The organism is Pseudomonas sp. TE3786 (assembly GCF_054057335.1).
Genome location: NZ_JBSRZF010000012.1, coordinates 22,832 through 48,194, shown reverse-complemented (window position 1 = coordinate 48,194; position 25,363 = coordinate 22,832). Strand labels below are relative to the sequence as shown.

The following is a 25,363-nucleotide window of genomic DNA, read 5'->3' as shown; positions in this document are numbered from 1 at the left end:
TCCACCCTGCCCCCTAGCATGCCGCGCAACCTTCGAGGAGCACTTGTCACTGATGCAACCACAGGCCTTCTATAACGTGGTGGCGGATGATTTTACCGCCGTCGATGGCATTATCAGACGACAACTGGTCTCCCGCGTTCCTCTAGTAGAGAAAATAGGCGACTACATCATCTCCGCCGGTGGCAAGCGCTTGCGCCCGCTGCTGGTGTTGCTCTGCGGCAAAGCGCTGGGCGGTCAGGGTGATGATCTGCGTCTGTTGGCTGCCACCATCGAATTCCTGCATACCGCCACCCTGCTGCATGACGACGTCGTCGACATGTCCGGCATGCGTCGTGGCCGCTCGACCGCCAACGCCCTGTGGGGCAACGCGCCAAGTGTGCTGGTGGGCGACTTCCTGTATTCGCGCTCGTTCGAAATGATGGTCGAACTCGGCTCGCTGCCGGTGATGCAGATTCTTTCCCGCGCCACCCGCGTGATTGCCGAAGGCGAAGTGCTGCAGCTGTCGAAAGTGCGCGATGCAAGCACCACCGAAGAAATCTATATGGAAGTCATCCGCGGCAAGACCGCGATGCTCTTCGAGGCCTCAACCCACAGCGCCGCTGCATTGATCGGCGCCAGTGAAGAGCAGTCCGCCGCCCTGCAGGCGTTTGGTGACAACCTCGGCGTGGCCTTCCAACTGGTGGACGACCTGCTCGACTACCGTGGCGACGCGGAAACCCTCGGCAAGAACGTCGGCGACGACCTCGCCGAAGGCAAACCAACCCTGCCGCTGATCTACACCATGCGCGAAGGCACGGCGGAACAGGCCAGCCTGGTCCGTACAGCCATTCAGAAAGGCGGCCTAGAGGACCTGGAAAGCATCCGTGCTGCGGTGGAAGCGTCCGGTGCCCTGGACTACACCGCCAACCAGGCCCGTGCCTTCGCCGCCCGCGCCATTGCCTGCCTGGATGTGCTGCCAGCCAGTGAATATAAAGATGCACTGGTCGAACTCAGCGAATTCGCTGTAGCCCGCACCCACTGACATCCCACGCAACACCCAAAAGCCCGCCCATCGGCGGGCTTTTTATTGCCACCGATCAACCCGCCGTACAGACGGACAAACTAGCCCTTGCTATTATACCAATAGGAATTATTCTCATCAAACCAAGACAAGGAGATGAGCCATGACCTATTTGATTGATGCCTGGCTGGACCGCCCACATCCGTACCTACGTATTTTGCATCGCGATACCGGCAAGGTTTGCGCCGTGCTTGAAGAAGACGCCCTGGACGAACTGCGCGAACAAGGTGACCTGGACCTCACAGGCCTGAACTCCAGCGAACCCACCGTGCTCAAGGAGCTGGTGCGCAATCTGTTCCTGTTCTGCTACTCCCGCGCCCTGCGCCCCTCCTCTGAACTGCACTGATCGGGGAAGCCAACCCTTGAAGCCGCCAAAATGCAAAAGGCCGAGAGCTCACACTCTCGGCCTTTTGCGTTTAACCCTTGGCGTCTGGATACTTAGAGGATTTCCAGCAGCTCTACGTCAAACACCAAAACACTGTGCGGCGGGATGCTGCCGACAGCCTGGCCGCCATAGGCCAGTTCGCTTGGCACGTAGAGGCGCCATTTGCTGCCAGTACCCATCAGTTGCAGGGCTTCGGTCCAGCCGGCGATCACGCCGCCAACCGGGAATTCAGCTGGCTGGCCACGCTCGTAGGAGCTATCGAACACAGTGCCGTCAACCAGGGTGCCGTGGTAGTGGGTACGCACGGTGCTTTCGCGGGTTGGCTTGGTGCCTTCACCGGCGGTCAGCACTTCGTATTGCAGACCGGAATCCAGGGTCACGATGCCAGCGCGCTGCGCGTTTTCGGCCAGGAAGGCGCGACCTTCGCCAGCAGCCGCTTCAGCTTTGGCAGCCTGCTCGGCTTGCATGATTTCGCGGATCACTTTGAAGCTGGCGGACATGTCTTCCTGGCTAACGCGGCTGGCGTTGCCACGGAAGGCGTCGGTCAGGCCAACCAGGATGGCGTCCAGGCTCACGCCCGGTGGCGGGTTGTCGCGCAGTTGGTCGCCGAGCTGACGGCCGATGCCGTAGCTGACGCGGGACTCATCGGTGGTAAAGGTGTCGATATTCTGTTCGGACATGGCGCTAACTCCGCTGAGGCCAAAAAAAGGGCGGCCAGCCTAGCACAGAAGCGCTGGCAGGCCGATGCACAGGCCAGCTGTGCAGATCAGTGCTTGGTGACTTTATCCAGGTAACCCATGGCAAAAGCCGAAACCACGAAGGTCATGTGGATGATCACGTACCACATCAGGTAATCAGGCTTGGTGTTTTGCGCATCCATAAACACCCGCAGCAGGTGAATGGATGAAATGGCCACGATGGAAGCGGCCACTTTCATCTTCAGCGAGCTGGAGTCCATCTTGCCCAGCCAGCTGAGCTTCTCCTTGCCTTCGTCGATATCCAGTTGCGAGACGAAATTCTCATAGCCAGAAATCATCACCATCACCAGCAGACCGCCAACCAGAGCCATGTCGATCAGCGACAGCAGCACCAGAATCAGCTCGGACTCAGCCATGGCAAACACATTCGGCAGGATGTGGATAATTTCCTGAAAGAACTTCAGCGCCAGGGCCAGCAAACCCAGCGACAGACCAAAGTAGATTGGCGCCAGTAGCCAGCGAGAGGCGTACATCGCGTTTTCAATAATGCGTTCCATGGTCACTCACAGCAGGTAAAAAGTGAGCGCGAGTATACCCAGCGAGTCTGACGAGACAAACCGCACGCCGTAGTGCATCGGACAAAAAACAACCAGGATTTGTAGCCGTTTGTTTATCTACAGGATCTGTGGATAACCTTGTGGACGGCCTCCGGATAGACCGCGCCAGCAAGCGCAGCGCCAGGCTTTGCGGGGATCGTTCAAAAGCTGAGCAATGCTGACTTCTAGGTTTCCGGACGGAACTGGTAATCGCCCAGATGGCGACCGCGCTCAGCATTTACCCGGCGCAATTCGGCCTGCAGATGCAGGCACCAGATCGCCGGATCATCACTTTGGTCATAGCCCAGTTCAGCCAGGTTATCGGCTATCGCGGACAACACCTCTTCAGCCACAAAAGGCCCGTGGAATGGGCCCTGCGTCTTGATTGCGGAAGGTTGGGAGGCGGCCATGCCGGCACCGCAGATTAGAACCCAGAGGCCATTTTCGCCTGCCAGCGGGCGGATCACACATTCGATACGGGTGATCAGGCCCAAGCATTGACGGGTAAGGCAGAGGCTGCGCGGCATGACGGCGGCACTCGCGAGGTCCGGCGTTCAGACTACACCCCGCCAAGCCGTTCAGGGAAGCCTCAAGGTTATCCCCGGCAGCTGTGGATAACTCTGTGGATGGACCGTGCGCAAGCGGGCCCAGCCACCATCCGCCGGGGCCGCGAGGAAACTGCTCAATGACTGACCAGCCATCGAGCAGTCACACGCTTATTTCCCGTCGGCTTTTGACTCCGCTTTGCCGGTCAACAACGCCGCGGCCTCGACACCCTTCTCTTCTTCCTCTTCCATGCCGATCTCGGCGATCTCACGCAAACGCTCGACCACCCGCGCGTTGACGCTGCCTTCAGGGAACTCGCCCTCCTCATCCGGCGCGCCCACCGGCTCGCCAACCAGCAAGCTCAGCGCCTCATCGACCTGACGTACGGCGTAGACGTTAAACAAACCCGCACGCACCGCCTGCAGCACGCGCTCATCGAGCATCAGCGTGGCAACGTTGGCGTGCGGAATGATCGCGCCTTGCTCGCCGGTCAGACCGCGTGCCTCGCACAGGCGGAAGAAGCCTTCGATCTTCTCGTTGACCCCACCCACCGCCTGCACTTCACCGAACTGGTTGATCGAGCCGGTAATCGCATAGCACTGTTTTAGCGGCGTGCGGGACAACGCCGAAATCAGCGTGCACACCTCACCCAGCGAAGCACTGTCGCCATCCACATAGCCGTAGGACTGTTCCAGGGCGATGCTGGCAGAGATCGCCAGAGGGAATTCCTGGGCATAACGGCTACCCAGGTATCCGGTAAGGATCATCACGCCCTTGGAGTGAATCGGCTGCCCCAGGTTGACCTCGCGCTCGATATCCACAATGCCGCTGTTGCCCGGGTACACAGTGGCAGAAATCCGCGCTGGCACACCAAAGGCCGAATCACCCACCTCCAGCACCGTCAGGCCGTTGCACTTACCCACAGCGGCACCAGCGGTGTCGATCAGAATGATGCCGGCCAGCATGTCATCGAGAATCCGCGCCGATACGCGGCCGGTACGGGTGGCCTTGGCTTTCAGTGCGCGCTCGATATGGCCGGCGTCGGTGACGGTGTCGTTGGCCAGCTGGCGAATAAAGTCCGCCTCACTGACCAGTTGGAACAGGTCGCCAATGCGCGCCGACAAGCGCCCCTGATGCTCCGCCAGCCGTGCGCTGTAGGTCGCCAGGCGCGCCACCGCATCGGCGGTCAGCGGTGCCATGCCCTCCTCAGAGGTACGGGTTTTCAGCAGCTGGGCGAACTGCTCCAGGCTGTCGTCATGCAGGGCGATGTCTTCATCGAAGTCGACCAGCACGCGGAACATCTCCTGGAAGTCCGGATCGTTGTCCTGCAGCGCGTAATACAGCTGGCGCGAGCCAATGATGATGATCTTGATGCCGAGCGGAATAACCTGCGGCGTCAGGGTAACGGTGGCCAGACGGCCCAACTCGCCCAACGGCGATTCCATCTTCAGCTTGCGTTGTTGCAGGGCGCGCTTGAGCGCTTCCCACACGAACGGCTCGCCGAGCATCTTCTCCGCCTCCAGTACCAGAAAGCCGCCGTTGGCGCGGTGCAAGGCACCGGGGCGCAGTTGCCGGTAGCTGGTGTAGAGCGCGCCCTGATCGGTGCTGTATTCGATACGGCCGAACAGGTTGTCGTAGGTCGGGTGCGACTCGAACACCACCGGTGCGCCGCCGCTGGCGTGATGGCCAACCACCAGGCTCGGGCAGTACTGCTCTTGGAGGAATTTGCGCGCCTCGGCGTCAACTTTATCCACATCCACCAACTGCTCGACCACGGTCTTCAGCAGATTGACCTGCACCGCTTGCAGATAAGCGCAGACACCAGCGTTCTCCGCGTATTTTTCCGACAGTGGCCCCAGCAGCGGCTGCAAACCGAGGGTGATGGTTTCCTCGTTGAGCTGACGCAACTGGTTGCTCGACTCGCGCTTCCACTGCGGCAGGCTGGCCAGTTCTTCGTTCAGACGCTCTTCCAGCGCCGAGATATCCGCGTGATAACGCTCGCGCTCGGCTTCCGGCAACTGGGCGAATTCGGCTTCGTCCAGGGCCTTGCCTTCTTTCATCGGGGTGAAGGCGATATTGGTGCTGTCGCGGTACAGGGCGATTTCTTTTTCCAGCGACAGACGCTCGATCACATCCAGGGCGCGGTCATAACGCTGGTTGAAAGCGCGGTCGATGGCGCTCTTCTTCTGCTGATAGGCCGGGTGCTCGAACACCGCCGGAAAGGTCGCCATCAGATTGTCGATCAGTACTTCGATAGCGGCGATAAAGGCCGTCGCCGTACCCGGCGGCAGCTCCAGCGCGCGGGGCTCGCGGGTTTCATCGAAGTGGTTGACGTACACCCAGTCCGACGGCGTATCCAGGCGTTTGCCTTCGGCTTTCAGATAACGCTTAACAAAGGAGAAGCGACCGGTACCCGGCTCGCCCATGACAAACACGTTGTAGCCGGGGCGCGGCATGGCCACGCCAAACTGCAGGGCCTCCACCGCGCGCTCTTGGCCGAGCACACCGCGAAAGGGCTCCAGATCATCGGTGATGGTGAACTTGAACTGACTAGGATCGAAGGGACGGGTTAGCGCGTCGGGCGCCAAGCGAAGGCCATTGGCAACGGGATCAGGCATCGAAAATCCTTAGTTCGGATGGGCAGTCATCGTTCGCGGTCATTCTGGCGCTGGCCGATTCTGTCTGGCAAGGCGTTCCTGCCTTGACACCTTCGCCGGTCACTACAAAGCTCCCAGCACGCTATAGAAGAAGAACAATCACCTTGAAACGGACTTTATTCGCTCTGGCCTTAAGCATCGCCGGTCTGGCCCACGCCGCGCCCACAGTCCCTCAAGCTCGCCTGCAGGCGCTAGCCTTCGATCCTTACTGGATCGCCCTCAACCACTATGAAACCGGCAAGCTCGGTGGCTGGCGCAGCTATGTGGACGACCCACGCTTCTTCCTTGCCCAAGATGGCGAGAGCCACCCCGACGCCGAACTGGCCGCCACCCTCAAAGCCATCTACGCCCCGGCCGACAGCGGCGACAAACATGCCCAATGCGTGTACCCGGCACGCACCCGCTGGCTGCGCGAGCAACTGCAACTCAGCGACCTGCCCACCACCGACTGCAGCGAATTCAGGGCCTGGTTCAAGGACATCGCCCCCCACAGCGCCGTACTGATCTTTCCAGCCGCCTATCTGAACAGTCCGTCCTCAATGTTCGGCCACACCCTGCTGCGCATCGACCAGGCCGATATCGACAGCGACAACACCGCCCTGCTCAGTTACGCGCTGAACTTCGGTGCCTTTATCGAGGGTATGGACAACAGCATTCTGTATGCCTGGAAAGGCCTGATGGGCGGCTACCCCGGGCTGTTCGCCCTGGTGCCCTACCGGGAGAAACTGGCCGAATACCGCAGCCTGGAAAACCGCGACCTGTGGGAATACCGCCTGAATCTCAGCCCAGAAGAAACCGCGCGCATGGTCGAGCATGTGTGGGAGCTCAAGCAGATCCGCTTCGACTATTTCTTCTTCGACGAAAACTGCTCGTTCCGCCTGCTGGAACTGTTGGAAATCGCCCGCCCCGGCCTGGAGCTGACCGAACACTTCCCGATCACCGCCATCCCCACCGATACCGTGCGGGCGGTGAAAGACGCGGGCCTGGTCAGCGCTATCGACTATCGGCCCTCCCGTGAACGGGAACTGCTGGCGCGCGCCAAACCGCTAAGCCGCACGGAGCAACACTGGGCCCTGCAACTGACCGACGACCCGGCCCAGCTGCAAAGCCCTGAATTTCTAAAACTGGACCGCGACCGCCAGGCCCTGATTCAGGACGCCGCCTTTCGCCTGCAACGCTACCGCAGCGCCGCTGGCGAGCGGGACAGCGCCAGCGCCCAGCGCAGCTATGCCCTGCTGAAAAGCATCAACCGCAATCCACCGCCGGCGCTGGCCGTCGAACGGCCTGGCCTGCCGGAACAAGGCCACGAATCGCGCACCTGGCAACTGGGTGCCGGTAGCCATGACGATCGTGCCTTCGCCGAATACGGCCTGCGCATGGCCTACCACGACCTTAACGACAACCTCTATGGCTTTCCCCTGGGCGCGCAGATCGAAATCCTCCAGCTCAAACTGCGCCAATACGAAGGCAATCACTGGCAACTGCAAAACCTCGACCTGGCCAATATCCGCTCGCTGACACCACGCAACGAGCTGCTGCAGCCCTGGTCCTGGCAGGTAGCGAGTGGGCTGGAGCGAGTCTTGGGCAAAGACGGCGACGAACGTCTGGTGACTCATTTGAATGGCGGCGTCGGCGGCACCTGGGCGCTGACGGATGACCTGCTGGGCTTCACCCTCGGCACCGTGCGCATCGAACACAACAGCGATTTTGCCGCTTTCATTACACCGGCTGCCGGCTTCAACAGCGGTCTGCTCTGGCATAACCCGCTGGGCAACCTGAGCCTGGAAGCGCGCGGCGACTACTTCACCAGTGGCGAAGTACGGCGCAGCCTGAGCCTCAATCAGCAGTGGGAAATCGCCACCAACCTGGGGCTGCGGCTATCGGCCAAACGGGAATTCAGCCAGCTGGCATCGCCTGAGAACGAGGTGAGCCTGGAGCTGAAGTGGTACCACTATTGAGCGTAAGAATTACCCCGTAGGAGCGGCTTCAGCCGCGATGTTCTTGAAGAGCATCGCGGCTGAAGCCGCTCCTACAGGAGAGTGCATTTACCCAACACCCGCGTTACACCAATTTGACGTTTTTCTCACAACAGCCCGCGCACACTTTCTCCATCCGCCACCCGGAGATAACCCGTGCGCCCGTTTCTGTTGTTAATCCCCATCCTCGCCCTGCTTGCTGCCTGCCAAAGCAGTTATGAGTACCTGGTTGCCCAGGGCTACCCGGAACCCTTCGCCGCCGGTTACACAGATGGTTGCGGCAGCGGGCGTCAGGCGGCTGGAGCAATGGCCGGCAGCTTCAAAAAAGACGTGCCGCGCTACCTGAAAGACGCCCAATACGCCGAAGGCTGGAGCGACGGTTTCCGTCAATGCCAGGCCGAGATGGAAAGTGCCCAGCTGCGCACCTACCAAGAGCAGCGCAACAGCGACCGCGATGAGAAGTGGGAGCACGACACCGACCAGGCCATGGCCAAGGCGCTGCGCTCCCGCTAGTTCGCCTTACAGGCGCATGCCGACGTCGATAGCACGACGCGCCAGATTGATCACCGTAGTGCTTAACAACTCCAGCACCCAGCGCAGGAAGGCGACCGTCAGGTTGGCCGCGCTGGGCAGTGGGCGACCGAGAAAGCGGAATATCTGCACAATCAGGCTGTTCAACGAATCACCCAGCGCCTTGCAGGCATTCGCGCCGCTGACCAACAAACCGGCAATCTGGTCCAGCACCGTCATCCCCGCTGTTACCACCGTCCCCGCCGCCACGCCCAGGGCTTTGCCCAGCAAGTACTGCATGGCCTTGGAGATCATCTGCAAGGAGGTCGCCGAGAGCATCAATACACTGCCGTTGGCGTTTTTCAGCCAGGCCTGAACATCTCGCTCCAGCGAGGTCTGCTGCACCCGGCGCAGCCCGGTCCAGCTGGCGTCGCCGATGGATTGCCGGTAGTTGGCCATCTTGTGGGCGTCGAAGGAAAACGAGCTGCCCCAGGGCAACTGGCAGACCGGGCCATCGTCCGGCGCGTGGGCAAAGGGGAAGATCGGCACCATGCTGACCGGGTCGGCCAGGTGGTACACCCGGTGGATGTTCTCCACCCCGAGCTTGCTGGTCAGGTTGCGGGCGAACCCGGCGACGCCGACGCGCGGCGAGCCAAAGGTGTAGAGCTTGACCCCACCGACCCCGGCCTGACTGAGATGGTCCGCCGCCAAGGTCGCCAGCGCACCGCCCAGGCTATGGCCGACGCAGTGGATGATGCTGGGCTTGCGCCCGCGCATATAGCGGTCAAGGTCTTCGCGGAACGACTTGAAGGTTTCATTGAAACCGGCATGCACCAGCCAGGCGCTCGGGCCCTGCTGCACACCGCAGTTACCATCGGTGAGCCAGTCCTGCAGGATGTCGGTGCCGCGAAACGCCAGCACCACCTCACCCTGGCGAGTGCCCATGCCTTCGGCCCCGTAGGTGAAGCCGGTGGTTTTCCGGGCGATGGCACCGCTGGTGCCGGTGGCCAGTTGTGCGGTTTTGAAATCGAACACACCGTTGAGGCCCATACCGTCTGCACTCAATTGCAGAACGTCGGGGGCGACCATGTCGCGGGCGGTGTAAACGTGGGTGGCAATGGCTGCCGCTTGTTTAGGCGATAAAGAACTCAAACCTGATTCCCTTCTGGCTCTGAAACTCTGTGGGTAAAAACAGCGCGATTACTTTTGCAGCACACAGATACCGGAACTGCCTATTTCCGGGTGCGGCGCGGGCTCATCATTCAGATCGCACACCAGGTTGAGCGGCCGGCCATTCAACTCGCCGAGGTCGTCATAGTTGTGCTTGGACTGATACCAACCCTGGTATTCCTTACCCTGGTAATACAGGCGCATCCGCTGCTCGACGACAGGCTCGTGTGGTAGCGCAGCGGTGAGGGATTTGCCGGTGATCAGCGGGAAATGGAAGCGCCCTTGGGCGTCGGTGGTGGTGACGCGTCTGGCCTTCTCATCCTTCCAATGCCAGTGGTACTCCTGATCAACTTCGACCCCTTGCACGGGTTTGCCATCGAGCAGAACGATGCCGTTCACCTCTGAAAACAGATACAGCGTTTTGGAAAATGCCATTGCGTGTCCCTGTACCAATAGTCCCAATAGAAGCAGTGCCAACGGAGTTGCCATGCGACTCATGTGTAGATCCCTCTCGACCGTGCCGGCGGCGGCACGCAAACGCCTCTGACCACACACACGGCAAAACGATCCGGCGCGCAGGCAGGCCCGGAGTATATCCAAGGGTTAAAGCGGGTTCGTGCCGGGGCGATGAACAGATCGCCAGAGTTGGACCTGCGTCATGTTTCAACCCTGCATACGTTGATCGCGTATGTCGTTTCCAGGGTTCGCGACCAAGGTCGCTCCTACGCAATAAAAAACGGAGCCCTGAGGCTCCATTTTTTTTACTTCAAACCAACGCTTATTGCGCCAGTTTCTTGTGCCGTACGCGGTGCGGCTGGGCGGCTGCATCGCCGAGGCGTTTCTTACGATCCGCTTCGTATTCGGTGTAGTTGCCTTCGAAGAACACCGCTTGCGAGTCGTCTTCGTACGCCAGGATGTGCGTGGCCACGCGGTCCAGGAACCACCGATCGTGGGAGATCACAATGGCGGCACCAGGGAAGTCCAGCAGGGCTTCTTCCAGCGAACGCAGGGTTTCCACGTCGAGGTCGTTGGACGGTTCGTCCAGCAGCAGCACGTTGGCACCCTCTTTCAAGGTCAACGCCAGGTGCAGACGGCCACGCTCACCACCGGAAAGGTCTTTGACGAACTTCTGTTGGTCGCCGCCTTTGAAGTTGAAGCGGCCTACGTAGGTACGCGATGGCACCTCGTAGTTGCCGATCTTGATCATGTCGGAGCCGTCGGAAACCATTTCCCATACGGTTTTGTTGCCGTCCAGGTCGTCGCGGCTCTGGTCGACGCAGGCCAGTTTCACGGTTTCGCCGACTTCGATGCTGCCGGAGTCCGGGGTTTCCTTGCCCATCAGCATGCGGAACAGGGTCGATTTACCGGCACCGTTACCACCGATCACGCCGACGATGGCCCCCTTGGGCATGCTGAACGACAGGTTGTCGATCAGCGCGCGGTCGCCATAGCCCTTGCTGACGTTGACGAAGTCGATGACTTTGTCGCCCAGACGCGGGCCGGCCGGGATATAGATTTCGTTGGTTTCGCTGCGCTTCTGGAATTCCTGCGATTGCATTTCTTCGAAGCGTTGCAGACGGGCCTTGGATTTCGACTGGCGGGCTTTGGCACCTTTGCGCACCCATTCCAGTTCTTCTTTCATGGCCTTCTCATGGGCCGACTGCTGCTTGGATTCTTGCGCCAAGCGGTCGGATTTGGCTTCCAGCCAGCCGGAGTAGTTGCCTTCGTACGGGATACCCGCACCGCGGTCGAGTTCCAGAATCCAGCCGGCGACGTTGTCGAGGAAGTACCGGTCGTGGGTGATCGCTACCACGGTGCCCGGGAAGTCGTGCAGGAAGTGCTCCAGCCAGGCCACCGAGTCGGCGTCCAGGTGGTTGGTGGGTTCGTCGAGCAACAGCATGTCCGGGGCGGACAGCAGCAGACGGCAGAGGGCCACGCGGCGTTTTTCACCACCGGAGAGGTGCACCACTTTGGCGTCCCAGGCCGGCAGACGCAGGGCGTCGGCGGCGACTTCCAGCTGGCGCTCCAGGTTGTGGCCGTCGGCGGCTTGCAGAATGGCTTCCAGCTTGCCTTGCTCGGCAGCCAGGGCGTCGAAGTCGGCGTCCGGTTCGGCGTAGGCGGCGTACACCTCGTCCAGGCGCGCCTGGGCGTTTTTGATCACGCTAACGGCTTCTTCCACCACTTCGCGCACGGTCTTTTCCGGGTCCAGTTGCGGTTCCTGCGGCAGGTAGCCGATGTTCAGGTCCGGCATGGCGCGGGCTTCGCCGTTGAACTCGGTGTCAACGCCGGCCATGATTTTCAGCAAGGTGGATTTACCCGAACCGTTCAGGCCGAGTACGCCGATCTTGGCGCCAGGGAAGAAAGACAGAGAGATGTTTTTCAGGATTTCCCGCTTCGGCGGCACTACTTTGCCCAGCCGATGCATGGTGTAGACGTATTGAGCCATGAGGAACCCAGCTTCTATAGAAAGATGACTTGATAAGGGAGGCCTACGCCGATGGACGTAGGCACAGCGGTGAGTAGCTCAGCTTAGTCACTGAACATCGGCACTGCTTGGGCGGGCACCAAGCCCCGGACAATGCGTTGAGGCAAATTGCCGGCAGGGGTGCCACGCGCGTGCGGCAAAGCTACCGGAATGTGCCTGGCAGGGCAAACCCGCAGACGCGCAAACCGTGGCCTAAGGCTCCAGGCCGATACCGCGCAGCACCACGGCGGTGATGGTCTGTACCGCCTGTTCGAACTGCTGGTCACTGAGGGGCTGGTGACCGTTCAACGCGGTTACCTGGTAATCGAAGTCAGCGTAGTGCTGGGTCGAGGCCCAGATCAGGTAGAGCAGCGCGAAGGGCTCGACCGGGCGGATCTTCTTTTCTTCAACCCACTGGCGAATCTTGTTCTCTTTGAACTTGGCACCGGCAAACAGGTGCTCATCCAGGATGTCGCGGAACAGAGGGGCGCCGTGCATGATTTCGTTGGCCCACAGTTTCGAGCCGTGCGGCCGGGTGCGCGAGTGGGTCATTTTCTCGCGTACATAGCTGGTCAGTACCACACGCGGGTCGTCGAAGTGCACAAAACACGCGCCCTCCAGCTCCCACACGCTAAGCAGGTTGACCAGTACCTCGCGGTACAGCTCGTCTTTGGTAGTGAAGTAATAGTGCAGGTTGGAACGCGGTAGATCGGCGCGTTTGGCGATATCGGACATGGACGTACCGGCATGGCCTTGCTCGGCAAATACTTGCTCGGCTGCCAGCAGGATTTTCTCGACGTTTTTACGTCGGATCTTGATCTTGTGGTTAGTCATTCCATTCTCAGCCTAGCCCCATTGGCGGCAAGATTACTCGAAAAACGGCTTGGATTGGCCAGCCTCTGACGCGCGCTGGCGGCCTGTACGCCACAGCCTTTCAAGATAATTGCCGTGAGGTTCGCGCAAACGGCATCCATACCCTGCCCCTGCGGGTTGCGCTGACGGAGCATACCGCCTATTTGCGCGGCGAAGTCGGCGTAATGGCGGGTGCTCGACCAGAGCAGGAAGGTCAGCGGCAGCGGATCGACCTCGGCCATTTTTCCCGCCGCCGACCAGGCCTGGAAAACCGCGGCGCGGCCAGCGAACCAGTCACGGAAATCGTTGTTGATAAGGGCTTCGAGGCACGCGCCGCCACTGACCAGCTCCAGAGCGAAGACCTTGGCGGCGATGGGATTGCGCCAGGAAAAATCCAGTTCGTCGCGGATATAGCGTGCCAGCGCCTCCGCTGGTTCGTCCTCGGCGCTGAAGCGCTCGAAGCTGTCTTGCCAGAGTTGCAGAATGCGCCCGAGCACCGCCTTGTAGAGCGCCTGCTTGCTGCCGAAGTAATAGTGCAGGTTGGCCTTGGGCAGCCCGGCGCGCTGGGCGATGATGCCCATGCTCGCGCCCTTGAAGCCGTATTCGGCGAAGCTCGCTTCGGCAGCCAGCAGAATCAGCGCCTCGTTGTTCTGACGCACCCGCCCACCACCGCGCTGCGTCAGGGCGTTCATGACGCAGGTGCCAGGCGCGCTTGCCAGGTGTGGGCGCTGGCCAGCAATTGCGCTTCGTCCTGGCGTAACAGACGGCGGTCTTCCAGCAGTTGCTCACCCGCCACCCAGGCATGCCGCACACAGTCGCGGCTGCTGGCATAGATCAGTTGCGACACCGGGTCATACAGCGGCTGCTGCGCCAGCCCGGACAGGTCGAACGCCACCAGATCGGCCGCCTTGCCGACTTCCAGCGATCCCACTTCATCGCCCATGCCCAGGGCGCGTGCGCCATTGAGGGTGGCCATTCGCAAGGCGTTATGGGCGCTCAAGGCGGTGGCCGAGCCCGCCACAGCTTTGGCCAGCAATGCAGCGGTACGGGTTTCGCCCAGCAGGTCGAGGTCGTTGTTGCTGGCGGCACCGTCGGTGCCGATGGCGACGTTGACCCCGGCCTGCCACAACTGCTCCACCGGGCAGAAGCCGCTGGCCAGTTTCAGGTTGGACTCCGGGCAATGCAGTACATGGGCACCACTGGCCTGCAGCAAGGCGATGTCGCTGGCGTCGATCTGGGTCATATGCACGGCCTGGAAGTGCGGGCCCAGCAGGCCAAGCCGCGCGATACGGGCCAGCGGCCGTTCACCAGTTCCCTGCACCGCGGCACTGACCTCGGCCGCTGTTTCGTGCACATGCATCTGGATGCCGGCACCGAACTCCCTGGCCAGGTCGCGCACCCGCAACATGCTGGCATCACCCACCGTGTAAGGCGCATGCGGGCCGAAGGCCATGCGGATGCGCGGGTGGTGGCGCAGTTGCTCGAACAACGGCAGACCCTCGCACAGGGCAGCGTCGATATCGACGGCACCCGGCACCGGGAAGTCCAGCAGCGGAATGGTGATCTGCGCGCGCATGCCGGTTTCTTCCACCAGTTCGGCGACCACTTCCGGGTAGAAGTACATATCGGAGAAACAGGTGATGCCGCCCTTCAGTTGCTCGGCAATCGCCAGCGCGGTGCCGTCACGCACAAAGTCGGCGTCGACCCAGGCTTTCTCCGCCGGCCAGATATGGTCGTGCAGCCAGGTATCCAGCTGCAGGTCATCGGCCATACCACGGAACAGGCTCATCGCCGCATGGCCATGGGTGTTGATCAGCCCTGGTGCCAGCAACATACCGGGCAGCTCACGCACTTCGGTGGCGGCCAGGCCGAGCAATTCCTCGCGCGGGGCGATACGGGCAATCCGCCCGTCGCGAATCGCCAGGCCGTGGCCCTGCAGCACCACCCCGGCGGGCTCCACCGGCACCAGCCAGGTCGGCAACAGAATGAGCTGGTAAAGGTCATCGCTCATGGCGTTCTCCTAGGGGTGACTGAGGTAAATTTCCGCGTACAGCGGCCAGTGGTCGGACACACCGTCGGGGTACTTGCCGTCTTCAAAACGCGCCGGCGAACCCCATTTGTTCACCTGATAGCGGCTCTGGTGGGCCAGACGGATGCTCGCTGGGTCGACTTTCCAACCGTTGAAGCCGCCCTCGGTCATCTCCTGCGGGAACAGCAGAATGTCGAAGAACGACCACTGGCGAAGCTGGTGGTAGTAGTAACTGCCTTTGCAGTCGGCGCAGCCGATCAGGTGTGAAACGCTCCAGTCGTTGGCGAGGATGTTGGCGATATAGCCGTGCTCTTTTTCTTCGCCAGCATTGATATTGAAATCGCCGCCAACAATCGGCAGCACATCGCTGGGCAACTCGGCCTTGAGCACGGCGAGGTACTCCGCCGCCTGGCGCCGCAGGTAGCCGGGGCCGCCGCCGGAGGGCAGATGTACGGCGAAAATCGAGGCTTTCTGGCCATCAGGCAGCAGCAGGCGTACTTCGAGAATGCCGCGGGTTTTGCCGGTCTTGTCGGAGCTGTCGCCGTTTTCGTTGTGGTACGGCACTTTGTGCAGAATCGGTTTATCCCACTGCGGCAAACGGCTCAGCACGGCGGTGTCGATACCGCGCTCGTCAAAGCCTTCGAGCAGCACCCGGGTCTGGTAATCGGACTTGGGCAGACGGGCGTTGAGCATCTCGATGGCGTGGCGGTTTTCCACCTCGTCGAGCAGCAGAATGTCCGGACCACGACCGTCGTTGATCTGACCGATCACGTCCGCCAGGCGGGTGAGTTTTTCGTCCAGCTTGGCGTCGGTCCAGTCGGTTTTCTCGCACTCGTCACGCCAGGCCGGCACGCTGATCCTGGCGCAGGTGGCGAGGTATTCCGGGTGGGCCTTTTTCACTGCCAGCGGCAGGTAGGCGAAGTCGTCCTTGCCCTGGTCATGGACGGTGTCGAACAGGTTCTCGACGTTGTAGGTCAGCAGCGATACCCGTTGCTCGCTGACGATGGGTGTAGGGGCAGACATGCAGCCGGCCAGCCCAAGGGCAACCAGCAACGGCAGGGAACGCAGGCAGGTGGAGTTCATTGCGGCTCACTTTCAGCGGGCAAAATGGGGGTAACCCGGCCGGGGAAACGCCGGCCGGCGTGCAGGGGTTATGAATGGCTTACTGCGCCGGGCGACCGGCCACCAGCGCGGCGTTAAGCAGCGCGGCCAGACGCACCGACGCCAGCTCGACCTGCTGCTCGGCAACCGGCGCGAAGGTCTTTATGTACTCGGCATCGATGCCACCGCTACCGTTGCCTTTGCCGGTTTTCTGACCATCGTCGACCAGCTTGTCGCCACGGCTGTAGTCCTTGCCGGTGCGGTTGTATTCCAGGTTTTTCGCCTGGTAGTCGACACCGCCATCGTCTTCATCGTCGCCCAGCGATTTCTTGTTCGGCAGCTTGCGCTTGGCCGCCGCTTTTTCCGGGTAGATGCCGCCATCGCGGACGATCAGGCAGGCCTGTTGCGACCACTGCGCCGGCTTGTCGGAGTCCAGCGCCGGCAGGTCTTTGTGCAGTTTGTCGGCATAGGCTTTGACGCTCAGCTTGGCGTCGCCGAGCAGGAAGTCATCCCACACCTGGCGCAGGTTGAAGGTCTTGCCGCCGGCTTTGACGGCGAAGTCATAGCCGCCCTGGTCGTCCTTGAAGCTGTTGTTCAGCGGCGAGCTGGCGTCGGATGCGTGGTGAAGCAGAAACAGCAGCGCCATCAGGCGGGCCTGGTTCGGTGCCTTGGGGTCGGCCAGTGCGGCGCGATTACGCTCGATGGCGGCCACGGTGCACACGCCGTCCGGGCAATCCCGTGGCGGCTGGTAGGCGCAGTCGTCGGCTTTGTAGATCACCAGGCGTTCGTTCTTGGTTTTCTCCCAGAGCGGCTGAGTTTGTGGATTCTGATCAAGGTTGCCGGCCCAGTTGGCCACGACCGAAAACTCGCTCTGCTTGATCAGGCCCAGCAAGCGCCCGGCCTCGGCCTTGGCGTCCGGGGTCAGTTGACGCTGCGCCAGTTCACCGACCAGTGCGGTGCCCTGTTGGCCCCAGGCCAATACCTGGCCCGCCCACAGACCGGCTACCAGCAGCAGGCCATTGCGTAGGGTTTTGCTTGCATTCATTTGCACAATCTCCTTGGTGGCGGCACGTCTCTGGCCGCCGTGCCGTAATCAGTGGGTGGCCGGGCAGAGCGCGTTCAGCGTCAGCCGCAGCATGTCGTGGAAGTCTTCCTGGCGTTGTTCTGCCGTAAGCTTTTCGCCGGTGAGGATATGGTCGCTGACGGTCAGCACGGTGAGCGCCTGCTTGCCCAGTTCGGCAGCCACGCCATACAAGCCGGCGGCTTCCATTTCCACGGCGAGGATGCCCATTCGGGTCATCCGCTCGAACAGTGCCGGGTCTGGCTCGTAGAACAGGTCGGCGGAAAACACATTGCCAACATGCACCGATTGGCCGCTGGCATCGGCGCTCTGCACCACGCGTTCGAGCAGGCGGTAATCGGCGATGGCGGCGAAATCGAACCCGCCCAGGCGCTTGCGATTGACCGCCGAGTCGGTGCTGGCACCCATGCCGATCACCAGATCCCGTAACTTGACGTGGGGCTGGGTGGCACCGCAGCTGCCGACGCGAATGATCCGTTCGACGCCGTACTGGCTGAACAGCTCGTGGGCGTAGATCGACACCGAGGGAATGCCCATGCCCGAGCCCATCACCGAGATGCGCTGGCCCTGGTACAGGCCGGTGTAGCCGAGCATGTTGCGCACGCCATTAACCTGCTGCACGTCGCTCAGGTAGGTATCGGCGAGCATCTTGGCGCGCAGCGGGTCGCCCGGCATCAGCACGGTTTCGGCAAAATCGCCCGGCTGGGCGGCGATATGGGGAGTAGGCATTTCAGGTACGTCCACTGAAAGAAGGGGAAAGAAAAGACCGTCCGTGGGAGCACGACGGCAGCCCGAAAAACTCGGCCAGGGACTGGCCGATATCGGCAAAGGTTTCGCGCTCGCCGAGGCTGCCGGCAGTTACGCCATGGCCCCAGGCGAGTACCGGAATATGTTCACGGGTATGGTCACTGCCCGGGGTGCTGGGGTCGCAGCCGTGGTCGGCGGCGAGCATCAGCAGATCGCCCGGCTGCATCTGCGCCAGCAGCTCCGGCAGGCGCAGGTCGAAGGCTTCGAGGGCGGCGGCATAGCCGGCGATATCGCGGCGATGGCCGTAGAGCATGTCGAAGTCGACGAAGTTGCTGAACACCAGGGTATTGGTCGGCGCGTCCTGCAGGGCCTGCAAGGTGGCGTCGAACAGGGCGTGGTTGCCGTCGGCCTTGTACAGCTTGCTGATGCCCTGGTGGGCGAAGATGTCGCCGATCTTGCCGACGGCAAACACCTGGCCGCCGGCCTCGCACAGACGGTCGAGCAAGGTCGGTGCCGGCGGCGGCACGGCGTAGTCGCGGCGGTTGCCGGTGCGCGCATAGGTAGCCGGGCCGTCGCCACGGAACGGGCGGGCGATCACCCGTCCGATGTTGTACGGGTCGCACAGGTCGCGGGCCAACTCGCACAGGGCCAGCAGGCGCGCCAGGCCGAAGTGTTCTTCGTGCGCGGCGATCTGCAGCACGCTGTCGGCCGAGGTGTAGAGAATCGGTTTGCCGCTGTGCACATGCTCGTCGCCCAACTGTTCGAGAATGGTGGTACCCGAGGCATGGCAGTTGCCGAGAATGCCCGGCAGCTGGCCACGCTCAATCAGCGCCGCCAGCAGTTCCGGGGGAAAGCTGTTCTCCCGCGCAGCGAAATAACCCCAGTCGAACAACACCGGCACGCCGGCCATTTCCCAGTGGCCGGAGGGGGTGTCCTTGCCGCTGGATAATTCGCGAGCATAGCCATAGGCACCGTCTACCAGCGTGTCGGCACTAAAGCCCGGCGGCAGCGTTCCGCCGCTGAGGGCCGCGGCATGGCCAAGGCCAAGGCGCGCCAGATTGGGCAGATGCAACGGGCCATGGCGTTGCGCGTTATCGGCTTCGCCACGGGCACAGGCTTCGGCGATATGCAGCAGGGTGTTGGCCCCGGTATCACCAAAGCGCTCGGCGTCGGCGCTGGCACCAATGCCGAACGAGTCGAGTACCAGCAACAAGGCACGTTTCATGCGGGCTCCAGGCACAGGCCAGAGAACAGCGGCGCGGCGACGCTGGGTTCGCTGGCAATCACATAGGCGGCCTGCACGGCTGCCGCCGCTTGCTCGGCTTGGGTCAGGTCGCGGGCATGCACCAGCGCCAAAGGCCGATTCGGCCCCACTGTTTCACCCACAAAAGTCAGCTGGCTGAGGCCCACTGCCGGGTCGATGGTGTCTTGCGGGCCGCGCCGGCCGCCGCCCAGGCTCACCACGGCCAGGCCGATGGCGCGGGTATCGATGCTCTGCACAATGCCGTCAAACGGCGCATACACCGGCATCACCACAGGTGCGGCCGGCAGGTAGTTGTCCGGGCGCTCGACCAGATCGGCCGGGCCACCGAGGGCTGTGACCATCTCGGCAAAACGCTGCAACGCCGCGCCGCTCTGCCAGGCGCTGAGCACCTGCTCACGAGCCAGCTCGGCGCTGCTGGCCAGACCGGCACACAGCAGGGTTTGCTCGGCCAGGGCCAGGGTCACTTCCCACAGACGCGGGCTGCGCACCTCGCCCTGCAGCAGGGCGATGGCTTCTTCCACTTCCAGGGCATTGCCCGCCGAGCGCGCCAGGGGCTGGCTCATATCGGTGATCAGGGCGCGGGTGCGCACCCCGGCGCCATTGGCCACCGCCACAATGCTGTCGGCCAGGGCCGCTGCATCGCTGGCCTGGGCCATAAAGGCGCCGTTACCAACCTTGACGTCGATCAGCAGCACATCAAGGCCGGCGGCCAGTTTCTTGCTGAGGATCGAGGCGACGATCAGGTCGATGGATTCCACCGTAGCCGTGACGTCGCGGATCGCGTACAGACGTTTGTCCGCCGGGGCCAGGTCTTTGGTCTGGCCGATGATGGCGCAGCCGACACTGGCCACCACCTCATACAGCTTGGCCATGCTCGGCTGGCTGTCGTAACCGGGGATGCTGTCGAGTTTGTCCAGGGTGCCGCCGGTATGCCCCAGGCCGCGCCCGGAGATCATCGGCACATAGCAGCCACAGGCGGCCAACAGCGGCGCCAGGGGCAAGCTGACCAGATCGCCGATGCCGCCGGTGGAGTGCTTGTCTACCACCGGCCCCGGCAGGTTCCAGCTCAATACCCGACCGGAGTCGCGCATGGCCGCAGCCAGGGCGATGCGCTCGTCGACATTCATGCCCTTGAGCAACACGGCCATGGCAAATGCCGCGGCCTGGCCTTCGCTGACGCTGAAGTCGGTAATGCCCGCGACAAAGCGTTGAATATCCGCCTCGCTGAGGGTCTTGCCGTCCCGTTTACGGCGAATCACTTCCTGCGGTAACCAGCCCATCAATACGCCCCTTCCATGGTGGCAGCAGGTTCTGCGCCAAGCCGACGCAGCAAATCGTTAAGCAGACTCGAGGCACCAAAACGCAGGTGCCGTGGCGACACCCAGTCGCTGCCATTGATGCGCTCGCCCAGCCACAGATACACCAGCGCCTCGGGCAAGGTTTTCATCCCGCCGGCCGGCTTGAAGCCGACCTCCATGCCCGAGTCGGCAATGCAGGTAAGCATGATCTCGGCCGCCTCGGCGGTGGCATTGACCTTGACCTTGCCGGTGCTGGTCTTGATGAAGTCGGCACCGGCGGCAATCGCGTCCTGACTGGCCCGACGGATCAGCAACGGGTCCGCCAGTTCGCCGGTTTCCAGAATCACTTTGAGCAGCGCACGCCCCGCGCACAGCGCCTTGCACGACTTGACCAGCGCCACACCGCTGGCGGCATCACCGGCCAGCAGCGCGCGGTACGGATACACCACGTCGATTTCGTCGGCACCGTCGTCCAGGGCCTGGCGGGTTTGCAGCAAGACTTTCTCCAGCGGCTCGGCACCGGAGGGGAAGTTGGTCACGGTGGCGACCTGTACCTGTTGCCCACCGAGGGCGTCGAGGGTGTTACGGGCCAGGGCGACAAAACGCGGGTATACACAGACGGCCGCCACCGGGCCAACCGGGGTCATGGCTTTATGGCAAAGCTCAACAATACGAGCGTCGTCGTCATCGTCGTTGAGAGAAGTCAGATCAAGCAGCGCAATCACTCTGCGCGCAAAGCTTTCATCGTTATCGGTCATTTCTTATTCACACGAATCAGTAAATTCAGATCGCTACAAACACACCAGCGATCGCCGCACTCATCAGATTAGATAGGGTTCCCGCTGCCACTGCTTTCAAGCCCAGACGAGCCAGGTCCTGGCGACGATTGGGCGCCATCACGCCCAGACCGCCAAGCAGAATGCCGATCGACGAGAGGTTGGCAAAACCACACAACGCGAAGGTAATGATCACCTGCGTATGGGCGGACAAAACCTCGACGCCCTTCGCCGCGGCCTGCACCGGATCGATGTGGGCGGCAAAGTCGACGTAGGCAACGAATTCGTTGAGCACCAGCTTTTCGCCGATAAAGCCGCCGGCAGTCACTGCCTCGGCCCATGGCACGCCAAGGACAAAGGCCAGCGGTGCCAGCAGATAGCCCAGGATCAATTGCAGGTTGAGGTTCGGGTAGCCGACCCAACCGCCGGCCCAACCGAGAATGCCATTGAGCAATGCGATCAAGGCAATGAATGCCAGCAGCATGGCACCCACGTTCAGGGCCAACTGCAAACCGCTGGAAGCGCCCAGGGCGGCGGCATCGATGACGTTGGCCGGCTTGTCCTCGCCTTCGTCTTGCAGGTCGTTCGGATCGTCATGGGGTGTTTCAGTTTCCGGCTCCATCAGCTTGGCCATCAGCAAGCCGCCAGGGGCTGCCATGAAGCTGGCGGCGATCAGGTACTTGAGTTCGACACCCAGGCTGGCATAACCAATCAACACCGAACCCGCCACCGACGCCAGGCCGCCCACCATCACGGCGAACAGCTCGGAACGGGTCATGCGTGCCAGAAACGGACGGATCACCATTGGCGCTTCGGTCTGCCCAACAAAGATATTGGCCGTGGCCGACATCGACTCAGTACGGCTGGTGCCCAGCAAACGCTGCAACGCGCCACCGATCACGCGAATGATCAGGTTCATCACCCCCAGGTGATACAGCACGGCAATAAAGGCACTAAAGAACACAATCAATGGCAGCACGCGAATGGCGAAGACGAAGCCGCTGTTGCCAAACACTTCAAACATCTTGGCGCTGCTCAGACCGCCGAACAGAAAGCTGATGCCCTGATTGGCGTAGCCTTGCAGCGACGACACCGAGTCGGAAACGCTGCTCAGCACGTCTTGCCCCCACGGCACGTAGAGGGCAAAAGCGCCCAACCCGGCCTGAATCAGAAAAGCCCCGGCCACGGTACGAATACGGATTGCCTTGCGGTTACTCGACCACGCCGCCGCCAGCAACAACAACACCACAATACCGATGAGACCCATCGATAACTCCCCAGAAAAAGACTCAGCAGAATTAACGGAATGCCCCCGGCATCTGCGGCCGGTTAGGCGTGTGCTCTCAGAATTCGCTGAAGGCGCCGGGAAGCAGTAGCTCTACCGTCCAGTCACGCGCGGCCGACTGATCGGCACCCACACAAAAAACCGGACAGTCTTGACGCATCAACTCGACCATCACCTGGCGGCATGCGCCGCAGGGTGAAATCAGCGCCACCTTGGGCGCGTACACCAACATCGCCTGGAAGCTCTTCGGCTTCTCCCCCTGGCAAATCGCGCTGAACAACGCGGTGCGCTCGGCACAGTTGGTCAATCCATAGGACACGTTCTCGACGTTGCAGCCCTGAATCACCGCGCCATCGGCGGTGAGCAGGGCGGCACCGACGGGAAACTGCGAGTGCGGGCACCAGGCTTGCTGCGAGGCCGCGATGGCCTCGGGCAGCAGGCGCTCGAACAGGGCTTGCAGTTCTGCACTGCGGCTCATTGATCGCTCCCGGCCAGGCTGGCACCCACTTTCTGCATACGTTGCTCGGCCTGCGCCAACCCTGCCGGCTGCCCGGCCTGGTCACGCACTTGCAGGTAGTTGATCAGCGCTTCGAGGTCGTTGAGGCCGGTATCCAGACGATGGCTGGCCTGCTTGAGCACGGTGAAGTTGTCGCCGCCTTCGGCCAGAAAGGAGTTGAGGGTAATGCGGTAATCCTGCTCGGGCTGAACCACCTGGCCATCGACCATCAGGCTTTCGGCAAGAACCCGCTGGCCCTGCGGCCGCGTGGCGTCCCAGCGATAGCTCAGCGAATCCGAGGGCTGCAGCGGGTAGAAAGCCATGCTGCCGTCCTGCCATTGCTGCTCCAGCAACTGGCGCAGTTGCGCGCCGGTCAGGGTGACGATATTCAGGGTGTTGTTGAACGGCTGCACGCTGGCAACCTGCCCGTAATTGACCTGTTCCTGCCCCTCTTCCAGGGCGATATCGGTACGCATGCCACCGAGGTTCATCAGCGCCACTTGCGCGCCCAGGGAACGGGTAGCGGCCAGCTGCGAATCGGCGATCAGATCGCCCATCGCCGACTCACCGGCGTCATTGATTTCCCGGTTTACCTGACGAGAACCCAGGCGGGCCAGCGGCTGGCCGAGCTGCGCCTGGCTGCGGCTTTCCACCTGCGCCTGCAAGGCGGCAACGTCCGGGGTGGCGTGATAGCGCTGGGCATCCACCACCAGGTTCTGCGCGCTGACGCTCAGCAACTGATGTTTATCGATGTCGATGCTCAGGGTCAGCTGGGTCAGCAGACGGCCGAACGACGCGCCCTGGGTGACCAGCTTGTCGCCTACCCGGCACAGGTAGCCCTGGTGCGTATGGGCGGTGATCGCCACTTTGATCTGCGGGTCGAGACGCTTGACCACCTCGACCACGTCGCCACTCAACTGGCTGCAGTCCTGCTGGTCAAAACGCTCCGGGGTTTCGCCGCCCTGGTGGATAACCGCAATCACCGCATCGACCTTTTGCTGGTTCAGTTCCGGCAGCAGCGCGTTGATGGCATCTGCTTCATCGATGGTCGACAAACCGTCCATGGATTTGCTGCTGACAAAAGCGTTGACGTTGCGCAGCGTGGCACCGACAAAGGCGATTTTCGCCCCGTGGGCCTGCTCGATACGGTACGGCTGGAACAGCGGTTTGCCGGTCTGGGTGTCCATCAGGTTGGCGGAGATATAGGGAAAGCTCGCCCCCTTGTAGGCCTTGTCGAACTGACAGGCTTTGTCCGGCCGGGTCGACTCGCAGCCACCGCGGATCTGCCGCAGCAGTTCGGCCTTGCCCTGGTCCAGCTCATGGTTGCCAACCACCGAAAACTTCAGGCCCAAAAGGTCCAGCGCATCCACGCTCGGCTCATCGGCCCACATCGAGGAAATGGGCGGACTGCCGCCGACCATATCGCCGGCACCAATCAGCAGCAGCTCGGCATCCTTGGCGCGCAACTCGGCGAGCAAACCACTGAGCGCCGCGATCCCGCCCGCTTTGAGTTTGACTTCGCCACCGGCTGCGGCTGCATCCGGATATTTGAACGGGTTGCTCAACAGGTTGCCGTGGAAGTCGTTGATGGCCGCGACATTGACCTCAACCGGCGCCGTGGCTTTCTGGCAGCCGCTGGCCAGCAGCATGGCGGCCAGCAGCACAGACACGGGGCGTACAGCGGTACTCGGGTACGACATGAAGATCCCCAGACGCGTTAGGCGTGTTGCAGGTTGGCAGCAGGAGCGGCAGCCGGTTTGGCGGCATACGCAGTACCCATGCCGGCACGCAGCAGGAGCATTTTCAGGTGGTCGTTGATCAGTTCCAGACGGTCTTGCAGATGGCTGTTGAACACCAGGCCGACCAGGGCGATGGAGATACCCAGCGCGGTGGCGTAGAGCGCGGTACCGATGCCACGGGACACTTCGCCCGGATCGGAAACGCCGGCTTCAGCGAGCGCCTTGAAGGTGTCGATGATGCCCAGAATGGTGCCGAGCAGACCGAGCAGCGGCGCACCGGCGACCACGGCTTCGAGAATCCACAAACTGTGATTGAGCTTGCCGCGCATGGAGATGTAGATCGCCTGGCCAAGGTCTTCCAGTTCGTTATGGGAGTGCAGGCCGACACGGCCTTCGTACAGTTCACGCACCAGCTGCAAGGGCAGGCTGTCGCGCTTGCGCAGCTCTTCCGGCAGCTCGTCGAAGCTGCGTACTTTCTTGTGCAAGGCGAGTTCCAGCTTGCGCGCCTTGCTCAGGTTGTAAGCGAAGAAAATGCAGCGCTCCACCACCACGAATGCGGCCAGGGCTGCCGCGCCGTACATGATGTAGAAGGTAATGTCGTGGAGTAGATCCATGTTCATGTTCAGATACCTC

Annotated in this window: 24 protein-coding genes; 4 read left to right on the top strand and 20 right to left on the bottom strand. The window is 61.9% G+C overall.

Annotation, left to right across the window (positions count from 1 at the left end):
- Positions 1 to 52 precede the first annotated feature (52 nt).
- Positions 53 to 1,021: a polyprenyl synthetase family protein gene (locus ACVW0Y_RS14370; protein ID WP_457438999.1), complete on the top strand. Its 969-nt coding sequence runs from the start codon at positions 53 to 55 to the stop codon at positions 1,019 to 1,021.
- 142 nt (positions 1,022 to 1,163) lie between these two features.
- Positions 1,164 to 1,406: a PA4570 family protein gene (locus tag ACVW0Y_RS14365; RefSeq protein WP_457438998.1), complete on the top strand. Its 243-nt coding sequence runs from the start codon at positions 1,164 to 1,166 to the stop codon at positions 1,404 to 1,406.
- 92 nt (positions 1,407 to 1,498) lie between these two features.
- Here ACVW0Y_RS14365 and ACVW0Y_RS14360 read toward each other — a convergent pair whose 3' ends face one another.
- The 4 genes from ACVW0Y_RS14360 to ACVW0Y_RS14345 form a co-directional block, all read right to left on the bottom strand.
- The gene (locus tag ACVW0Y_RS14360) at positions 1,499 to 2,125 is read right to left on the bottom strand and encodes an FKBP-type peptidyl-prolyl cis-trans isomerase (protein WP_457438997.1); all 627 of its coding nucleotides are present in this window, start codon (positions 2,123 to 2,125) and stop codon (positions 1,499 to 1,501) included.
- Positions 2,126 to 2,211: 86 nt separating this feature from the next.
- Complete coding sequence (locus ACVW0Y_RS14355; protein ID WP_457438996.1) at positions 2,212 to 2,700, bottom strand: TIGR00645 family protein; 489 nt, start codon at positions 2,698 to 2,700, stop codon at positions 2,212 to 2,214.
- A 224-nt stretch (positions 2,701 to 2,924) separates the two neighbouring features.
- Positions 2,925 to 3,266, bottom strand: coding sequence for a PA4575 family protein (locus ACVW0Y_RS14350; protein WP_457438995.1), 342 nt, complete (start codon positions 3,264 to 3,266; stop codon positions 2,925 to 2,927).
- Between the two features lie 189 nt (positions 3,267 to 3,455).
- Positions 3,456 to 5,903, bottom strand: coding sequence for a Lon protease family protein (locus tag ACVW0Y_RS14345; protein WP_457438994.1), 2,448 nt, complete (start codon positions 5,901 to 5,903; stop codon positions 3,456 to 3,458).
- Positions 5,904 to 6,046: 143 nt separating this feature from the next.
- On the opposite strand from ACVW0Y_RS14345, the gene ACVW0Y_RS14340 reads away from it, so the two are divergent.
- Both ACVW0Y_RS14340 and ACVW0Y_RS14335 read left to right on the top strand, forming a co-directional pair.
- On the top strand, positions 6,047 to 7,900 hold the full coding sequence (locus tag ACVW0Y_RS14340; protein WP_457438993.1) for a DUF7840 domain-containing protein: 1,854 nt from the start codon (positions 6,047 to 6,049) through the stop codon (positions 7,898 to 7,900).
- 174 nt (positions 7,901 to 8,074) lie between these two features.
- Entirely contained in the window at positions 8,075 to 8,431 is a 357-nt protein-coding gene (locus tag ACVW0Y_RS14335; RefSeq protein ID WP_457438992.1) for a hypothetical protein, read from the top strand.
- A gap of 6 nt (positions 8,432 to 8,437) precedes the next feature.
- Here the strand turns inward: ACVW0Y_RS14335 and ACVW0Y_RS14330 are convergent, their stop codons facing one another.
- From ACVW0Y_RS14330 to ACVW0Y_RS14255, 16 genes are all read right to left on the bottom strand, one after another.
- Entirely contained in the window at positions 8,438 to 9,580 is a 1,143-nt protein-coding gene (locus ACVW0Y_RS14330; protein ID WP_457438991.1) for a lipase family protein, read from the bottom strand.
- 48 nt (positions 9,581 to 9,628) lie between these two features.
- A complete protein-coding gene (locus ACVW0Y_RS14325; RefSeq protein ID WP_457438990.1) occupies positions 9,629 to 10,033 on the bottom strand; it encodes a DUF6795 domain-containing protein in 405 nt (134 codons plus the stop codon).
- 343 nt (positions 10,034 to 10,376) lie between these two features.
- A complete protein-coding gene (gene ettA, locus ACVW0Y_RS14320; RefSeq protein ID WP_271198032.1) occupies positions 10,377 to 12,044 on the bottom strand; it encodes an energy-dependent translational throttle protein EttA in 1,668 nt (555 codons plus the stop codon).
- Between the two features lie 231 nt (positions 12,045 to 12,275).
- On the bottom strand, positions 12,276 to 12,896 hold the full coding sequence (locus tag ACVW0Y_RS14315; protein ID WP_108098620.1) for a TetR/AcrR family transcriptional regulator: 621 nt from the start codon (positions 12,894 to 12,896) through the stop codon (positions 12,276 to 12,278).
- Positions 12,893 to 13,606 carry a TetR family transcriptional regulator C-terminal domain-containing protein gene (locus tag ACVW0Y_RS14310; RefSeq protein WP_457438989.1) on the bottom strand — a complete coding sequence of 238 codons (714 nt, stop codon included), beginning with the start codon at positions 13,604 to 13,606 and terminating at the stop codon, positions 12,893 to 12,895. The genes ACVW0Y_RS14315 and ACVW0Y_RS14310 overlap by 4 nt, the downstream gene beginning before the upstream one ends.
- Positions 13,603 to 14,925, bottom strand: a complete 1,323-nt coding sequence (locus ACVW0Y_RS14305; protein ID WP_457438988.1) for a TRZ/ATZ family hydrolase — start codon at positions 14,923 to 14,925, stop codon at positions 13,603 to 13,605. The genes ACVW0Y_RS14310 and ACVW0Y_RS14305 overlap by 4 nt, the downstream gene beginning before the upstream one ends.
- 9 nt (positions 14,926 to 14,934) lie before the next feature.
- Positions 14,935 to 16,026, bottom strand: a complete 1,092-nt coding sequence (locus ACVW0Y_RS14300) for an endonuclease/exonuclease/phosphatase family protein (protein WP_457438987.1) — start codon at positions 16,024 to 16,026, stop codon at positions 14,935 to 14,937.
- Between the two features lie 79 nt (positions 16,027 to 16,105).
- Positions 16,106 to 17,089 carry a S1/P1 nuclease gene (locus tag ACVW0Y_RS14295; protein ID WP_457438986.1) on the bottom strand — a complete coding sequence of 328 codons (984 nt, stop codon included), beginning with the start codon at positions 17,087 to 17,089 and terminating at the stop codon, positions 16,106 to 16,108.
- 48 nt (positions 17,090 to 17,137) lie between these two features.
- Complete coding sequence (gene deoD / locus ACVW0Y_RS14290; protein ID WP_457438985.1) at positions 17,138 to 17,854, bottom strand: purine-nucleoside phosphorylase; 717 nt, start codon at positions 17,852 to 17,854, stop codon at positions 17,138 to 17,140.
- 1 nt (position 17,855) lies between these two features.
- On the bottom strand, positions 17,856 to 19,097 hold the full coding sequence (locus ACVW0Y_RS14285) for a phosphopentomutase (protein ID WP_457438984.1): 1,242 nt from the start codon (positions 19,095 to 19,097) through the stop codon (positions 17,856 to 17,858).
- The gene (deoA, locus tag ACVW0Y_RS14280) at positions 19,094 to 20,416 is read right to left on the bottom strand and encodes a thymidine phosphorylase (protein ID WP_457438983.1); all 1,323 of its coding nucleotides are present in this window, start codon (positions 20,414 to 20,416) and stop codon (positions 19,094 to 19,096) included. Before deoA ends, ACVW0Y_RS14285 begins: the two co-directional genes overlap by 4 nt.
- The gene (deoC, locus tag ACVW0Y_RS14275) at positions 20,416 to 21,192 is read right to left on the bottom strand and encodes a deoxyribose-phosphate aldolase (protein ID WP_457438982.1); all 777 of its coding nucleotides are present in this window, start codon (positions 21,190 to 21,192) and stop codon (positions 20,416 to 20,418) included. Before deoC ends, deoA begins: the two co-directional genes overlap by 1 nt.
- A gap of 25 nt (positions 21,193 to 21,217) precedes the next feature.
- Positions 21,218 to 22,477, bottom strand: a complete 1,260-nt coding sequence (locus ACVW0Y_RS14270; protein WP_457438981.1) for a NupC/NupG family nucleoside CNT transporter — start codon at positions 22,475 to 22,477, stop codon at positions 21,218 to 21,220.
- A gap of 76 nt (positions 22,478 to 22,553) precedes the next feature.
- Entirely contained in the window at positions 22,554 to 22,973 is a 420-nt protein-coding gene (locus ACVW0Y_RS14265) for a cytidine deaminase (RefSeq protein WP_457438980.1), read from the bottom strand.
- Complete coding sequence (locus ACVW0Y_RS14260) at positions 22,970 to 24,691, bottom strand: bifunctional metallophosphatase/5'-nucleotidase (RefSeq protein ID WP_457438979.1); 1,722 nt, start codon at positions 24,689 to 24,691, stop codon at positions 22,970 to 22,972. Before ACVW0Y_RS14260 ends, ACVW0Y_RS14265 begins: the two co-directional genes overlap by 4 nt.
- Positions 24,692 to 24,708: 17 nt before the next feature.
- Complete coding sequence (locus ACVW0Y_RS14255) at positions 24,709 to 25,350, bottom strand: MotA/TolQ/ExbB proton channel family protein (RefSeq protein WP_457438978.1); 642 nt, start codon at positions 25,348 to 25,350, stop codon at positions 24,709 to 24,711.
- Positions 25,351 to 25,363 lie beyond the last annotated feature (13 nt).

Excerpts from the sequence above, each read along its gene's own strand:
- ACVW0Y_RS14370 (WP_457438999.1), top strand. The coding sequence starts at position 53 with ATGCAACCACAGGCCTTCTATAACGTGGTGGCGGATGATTTTACCGCC.
- ACVW0Y_RS14365 (WP_457438998.1), top strand. The coding sequence starts at position 1,164 with ATGACCTATTTGATTGATGCCTGGCTGGACCGCCCACATCCGTACCTA.
- ACVW0Y_RS14360 (WP_457438997.1), bottom strand. The coding sequence starts at position 2,125 with ATGTCCGAACAGAATATCGACACCTTTACCACCGATGAGTCCCGCGTC.
- ACVW0Y_RS14355 (WP_457438996.1), bottom strand. The coding sequence starts at position 2,700 with ATGGAACGCATTATTGAAAACGCGATGTACGCCTCTCGCTGGCTACTG.
- ACVW0Y_RS14350 (WP_457438995.1), bottom strand. The coding sequence starts at position 3,266 with ATGCCGCGCAGCCTCTGCCTTACCCGTCAATGCTTGGGCCTGATCACC.
- ACVW0Y_RS14345 (WP_457438994.1), bottom strand. The coding sequence starts at position 5,903 with ATGCCTGATCCCGTTGCCAATGGCCTTCGCTTGGCGCCCGACGCGCTA.
- ACVW0Y_RS14325 (WP_457438990.1), bottom strand. The coding sequence starts at position 10,033 with ATGGCATTTTCCAAAACGCTGTATCTGTTTTCAGAGGTGAACGGCATC.
- ettA (WP_271198032.1), bottom strand. The coding sequence starts at position 12,044 with ATGGCTCAATACGTCTACACCATGCATCGGCTGGGCAAAGTAGTGCCG.
- ACVW0Y_RS14315 (WP_108098620.1), bottom strand. The coding sequence starts at position 12,896 with ATGACTAACCACAAGATCAAGATCCGACGTAAAAACGTCGAGAAAATC.
- ACVW0Y_RS14310 (WP_457438989.1), bottom strand. The coding sequence starts at position 13,606 with ATGAACGCCCTGACGCAGCGCGGTGGTGGGCGGGTGCGTCAGAACAAC.
- ACVW0Y_RS14305 (WP_457438988.1), bottom strand. The coding sequence starts at position 14,925 with ATGAGCGATGACCTTTACCAGCTCATTCTGTTGCCGACCTGGCTGGTG.
- ACVW0Y_RS14300 (WP_457438987.1), bottom strand. The coding sequence starts at position 16,026 with ATGAACTCCACCTGCCTGCGTTCCCTGCCGTTGCTGGTTGCCCTTGGG.
- ACVW0Y_RS14295 (WP_457438986.1), bottom strand. The coding sequence starts at position 17,089 with ATGAATGCAAGCAAAACCCTACGCAATGGCCTGCTGCTGGTAGCCGGT.
- deoD (WP_457438985.1), bottom strand. The coding sequence starts at position 17,854 with ATGCCTACTCCCCATATCGCCGCCCAGCCGGGCGATTTTGCCGAAACC.
- ACVW0Y_RS14285 (WP_457438984.1), bottom strand. The coding sequence starts at position 19,097 with ATGAAACGTGCCTTGTTGCTGGTACTCGACTCGTTCGGCATTGGTGCC.
- deoA (WP_457438983.1), bottom strand. The coding sequence starts at position 20,416 with ATGGGCTGGTTACCGCAGGAAGTGATTCGCCGTAAACGGGACGGCAAG.
- deoC (WP_457438982.1), bottom strand. The coding sequence starts at position 21,192 with ATGACCGATAACGATGAAAGCTTTGCGCGCAGAGTGATTGCGCTGCTT.
- ACVW0Y_RS14270 (WP_457438981.1), bottom strand. The coding sequence starts at position 22,477 with ATGGGTCTCATCGGTATTGTGGTGTTGTTGTTGCTGGCGGCGGCGTGG.
- ACVW0Y_RS14265 (WP_457438980.1), bottom strand. The coding sequence starts at position 22,973 with ATGAGCCGCAGTGCAGAACTGCAAGCCCTGTTCGAGCGCCTGCTGCCC.
- ACVW0Y_RS14260 (WP_457438979.1), bottom strand. The coding sequence starts at position 24,691 with ATGTCGTACCCGAGTACCGCTGTACGCCCCGTGTCTGTGCTGCTGGCC.
- ACVW0Y_RS14255 (WP_457438978.1), bottom strand. The coding sequence starts at position 25,350 with ATGAACATGGATCTACTCCACGACATTACCTTCTACATCATGTACGGC.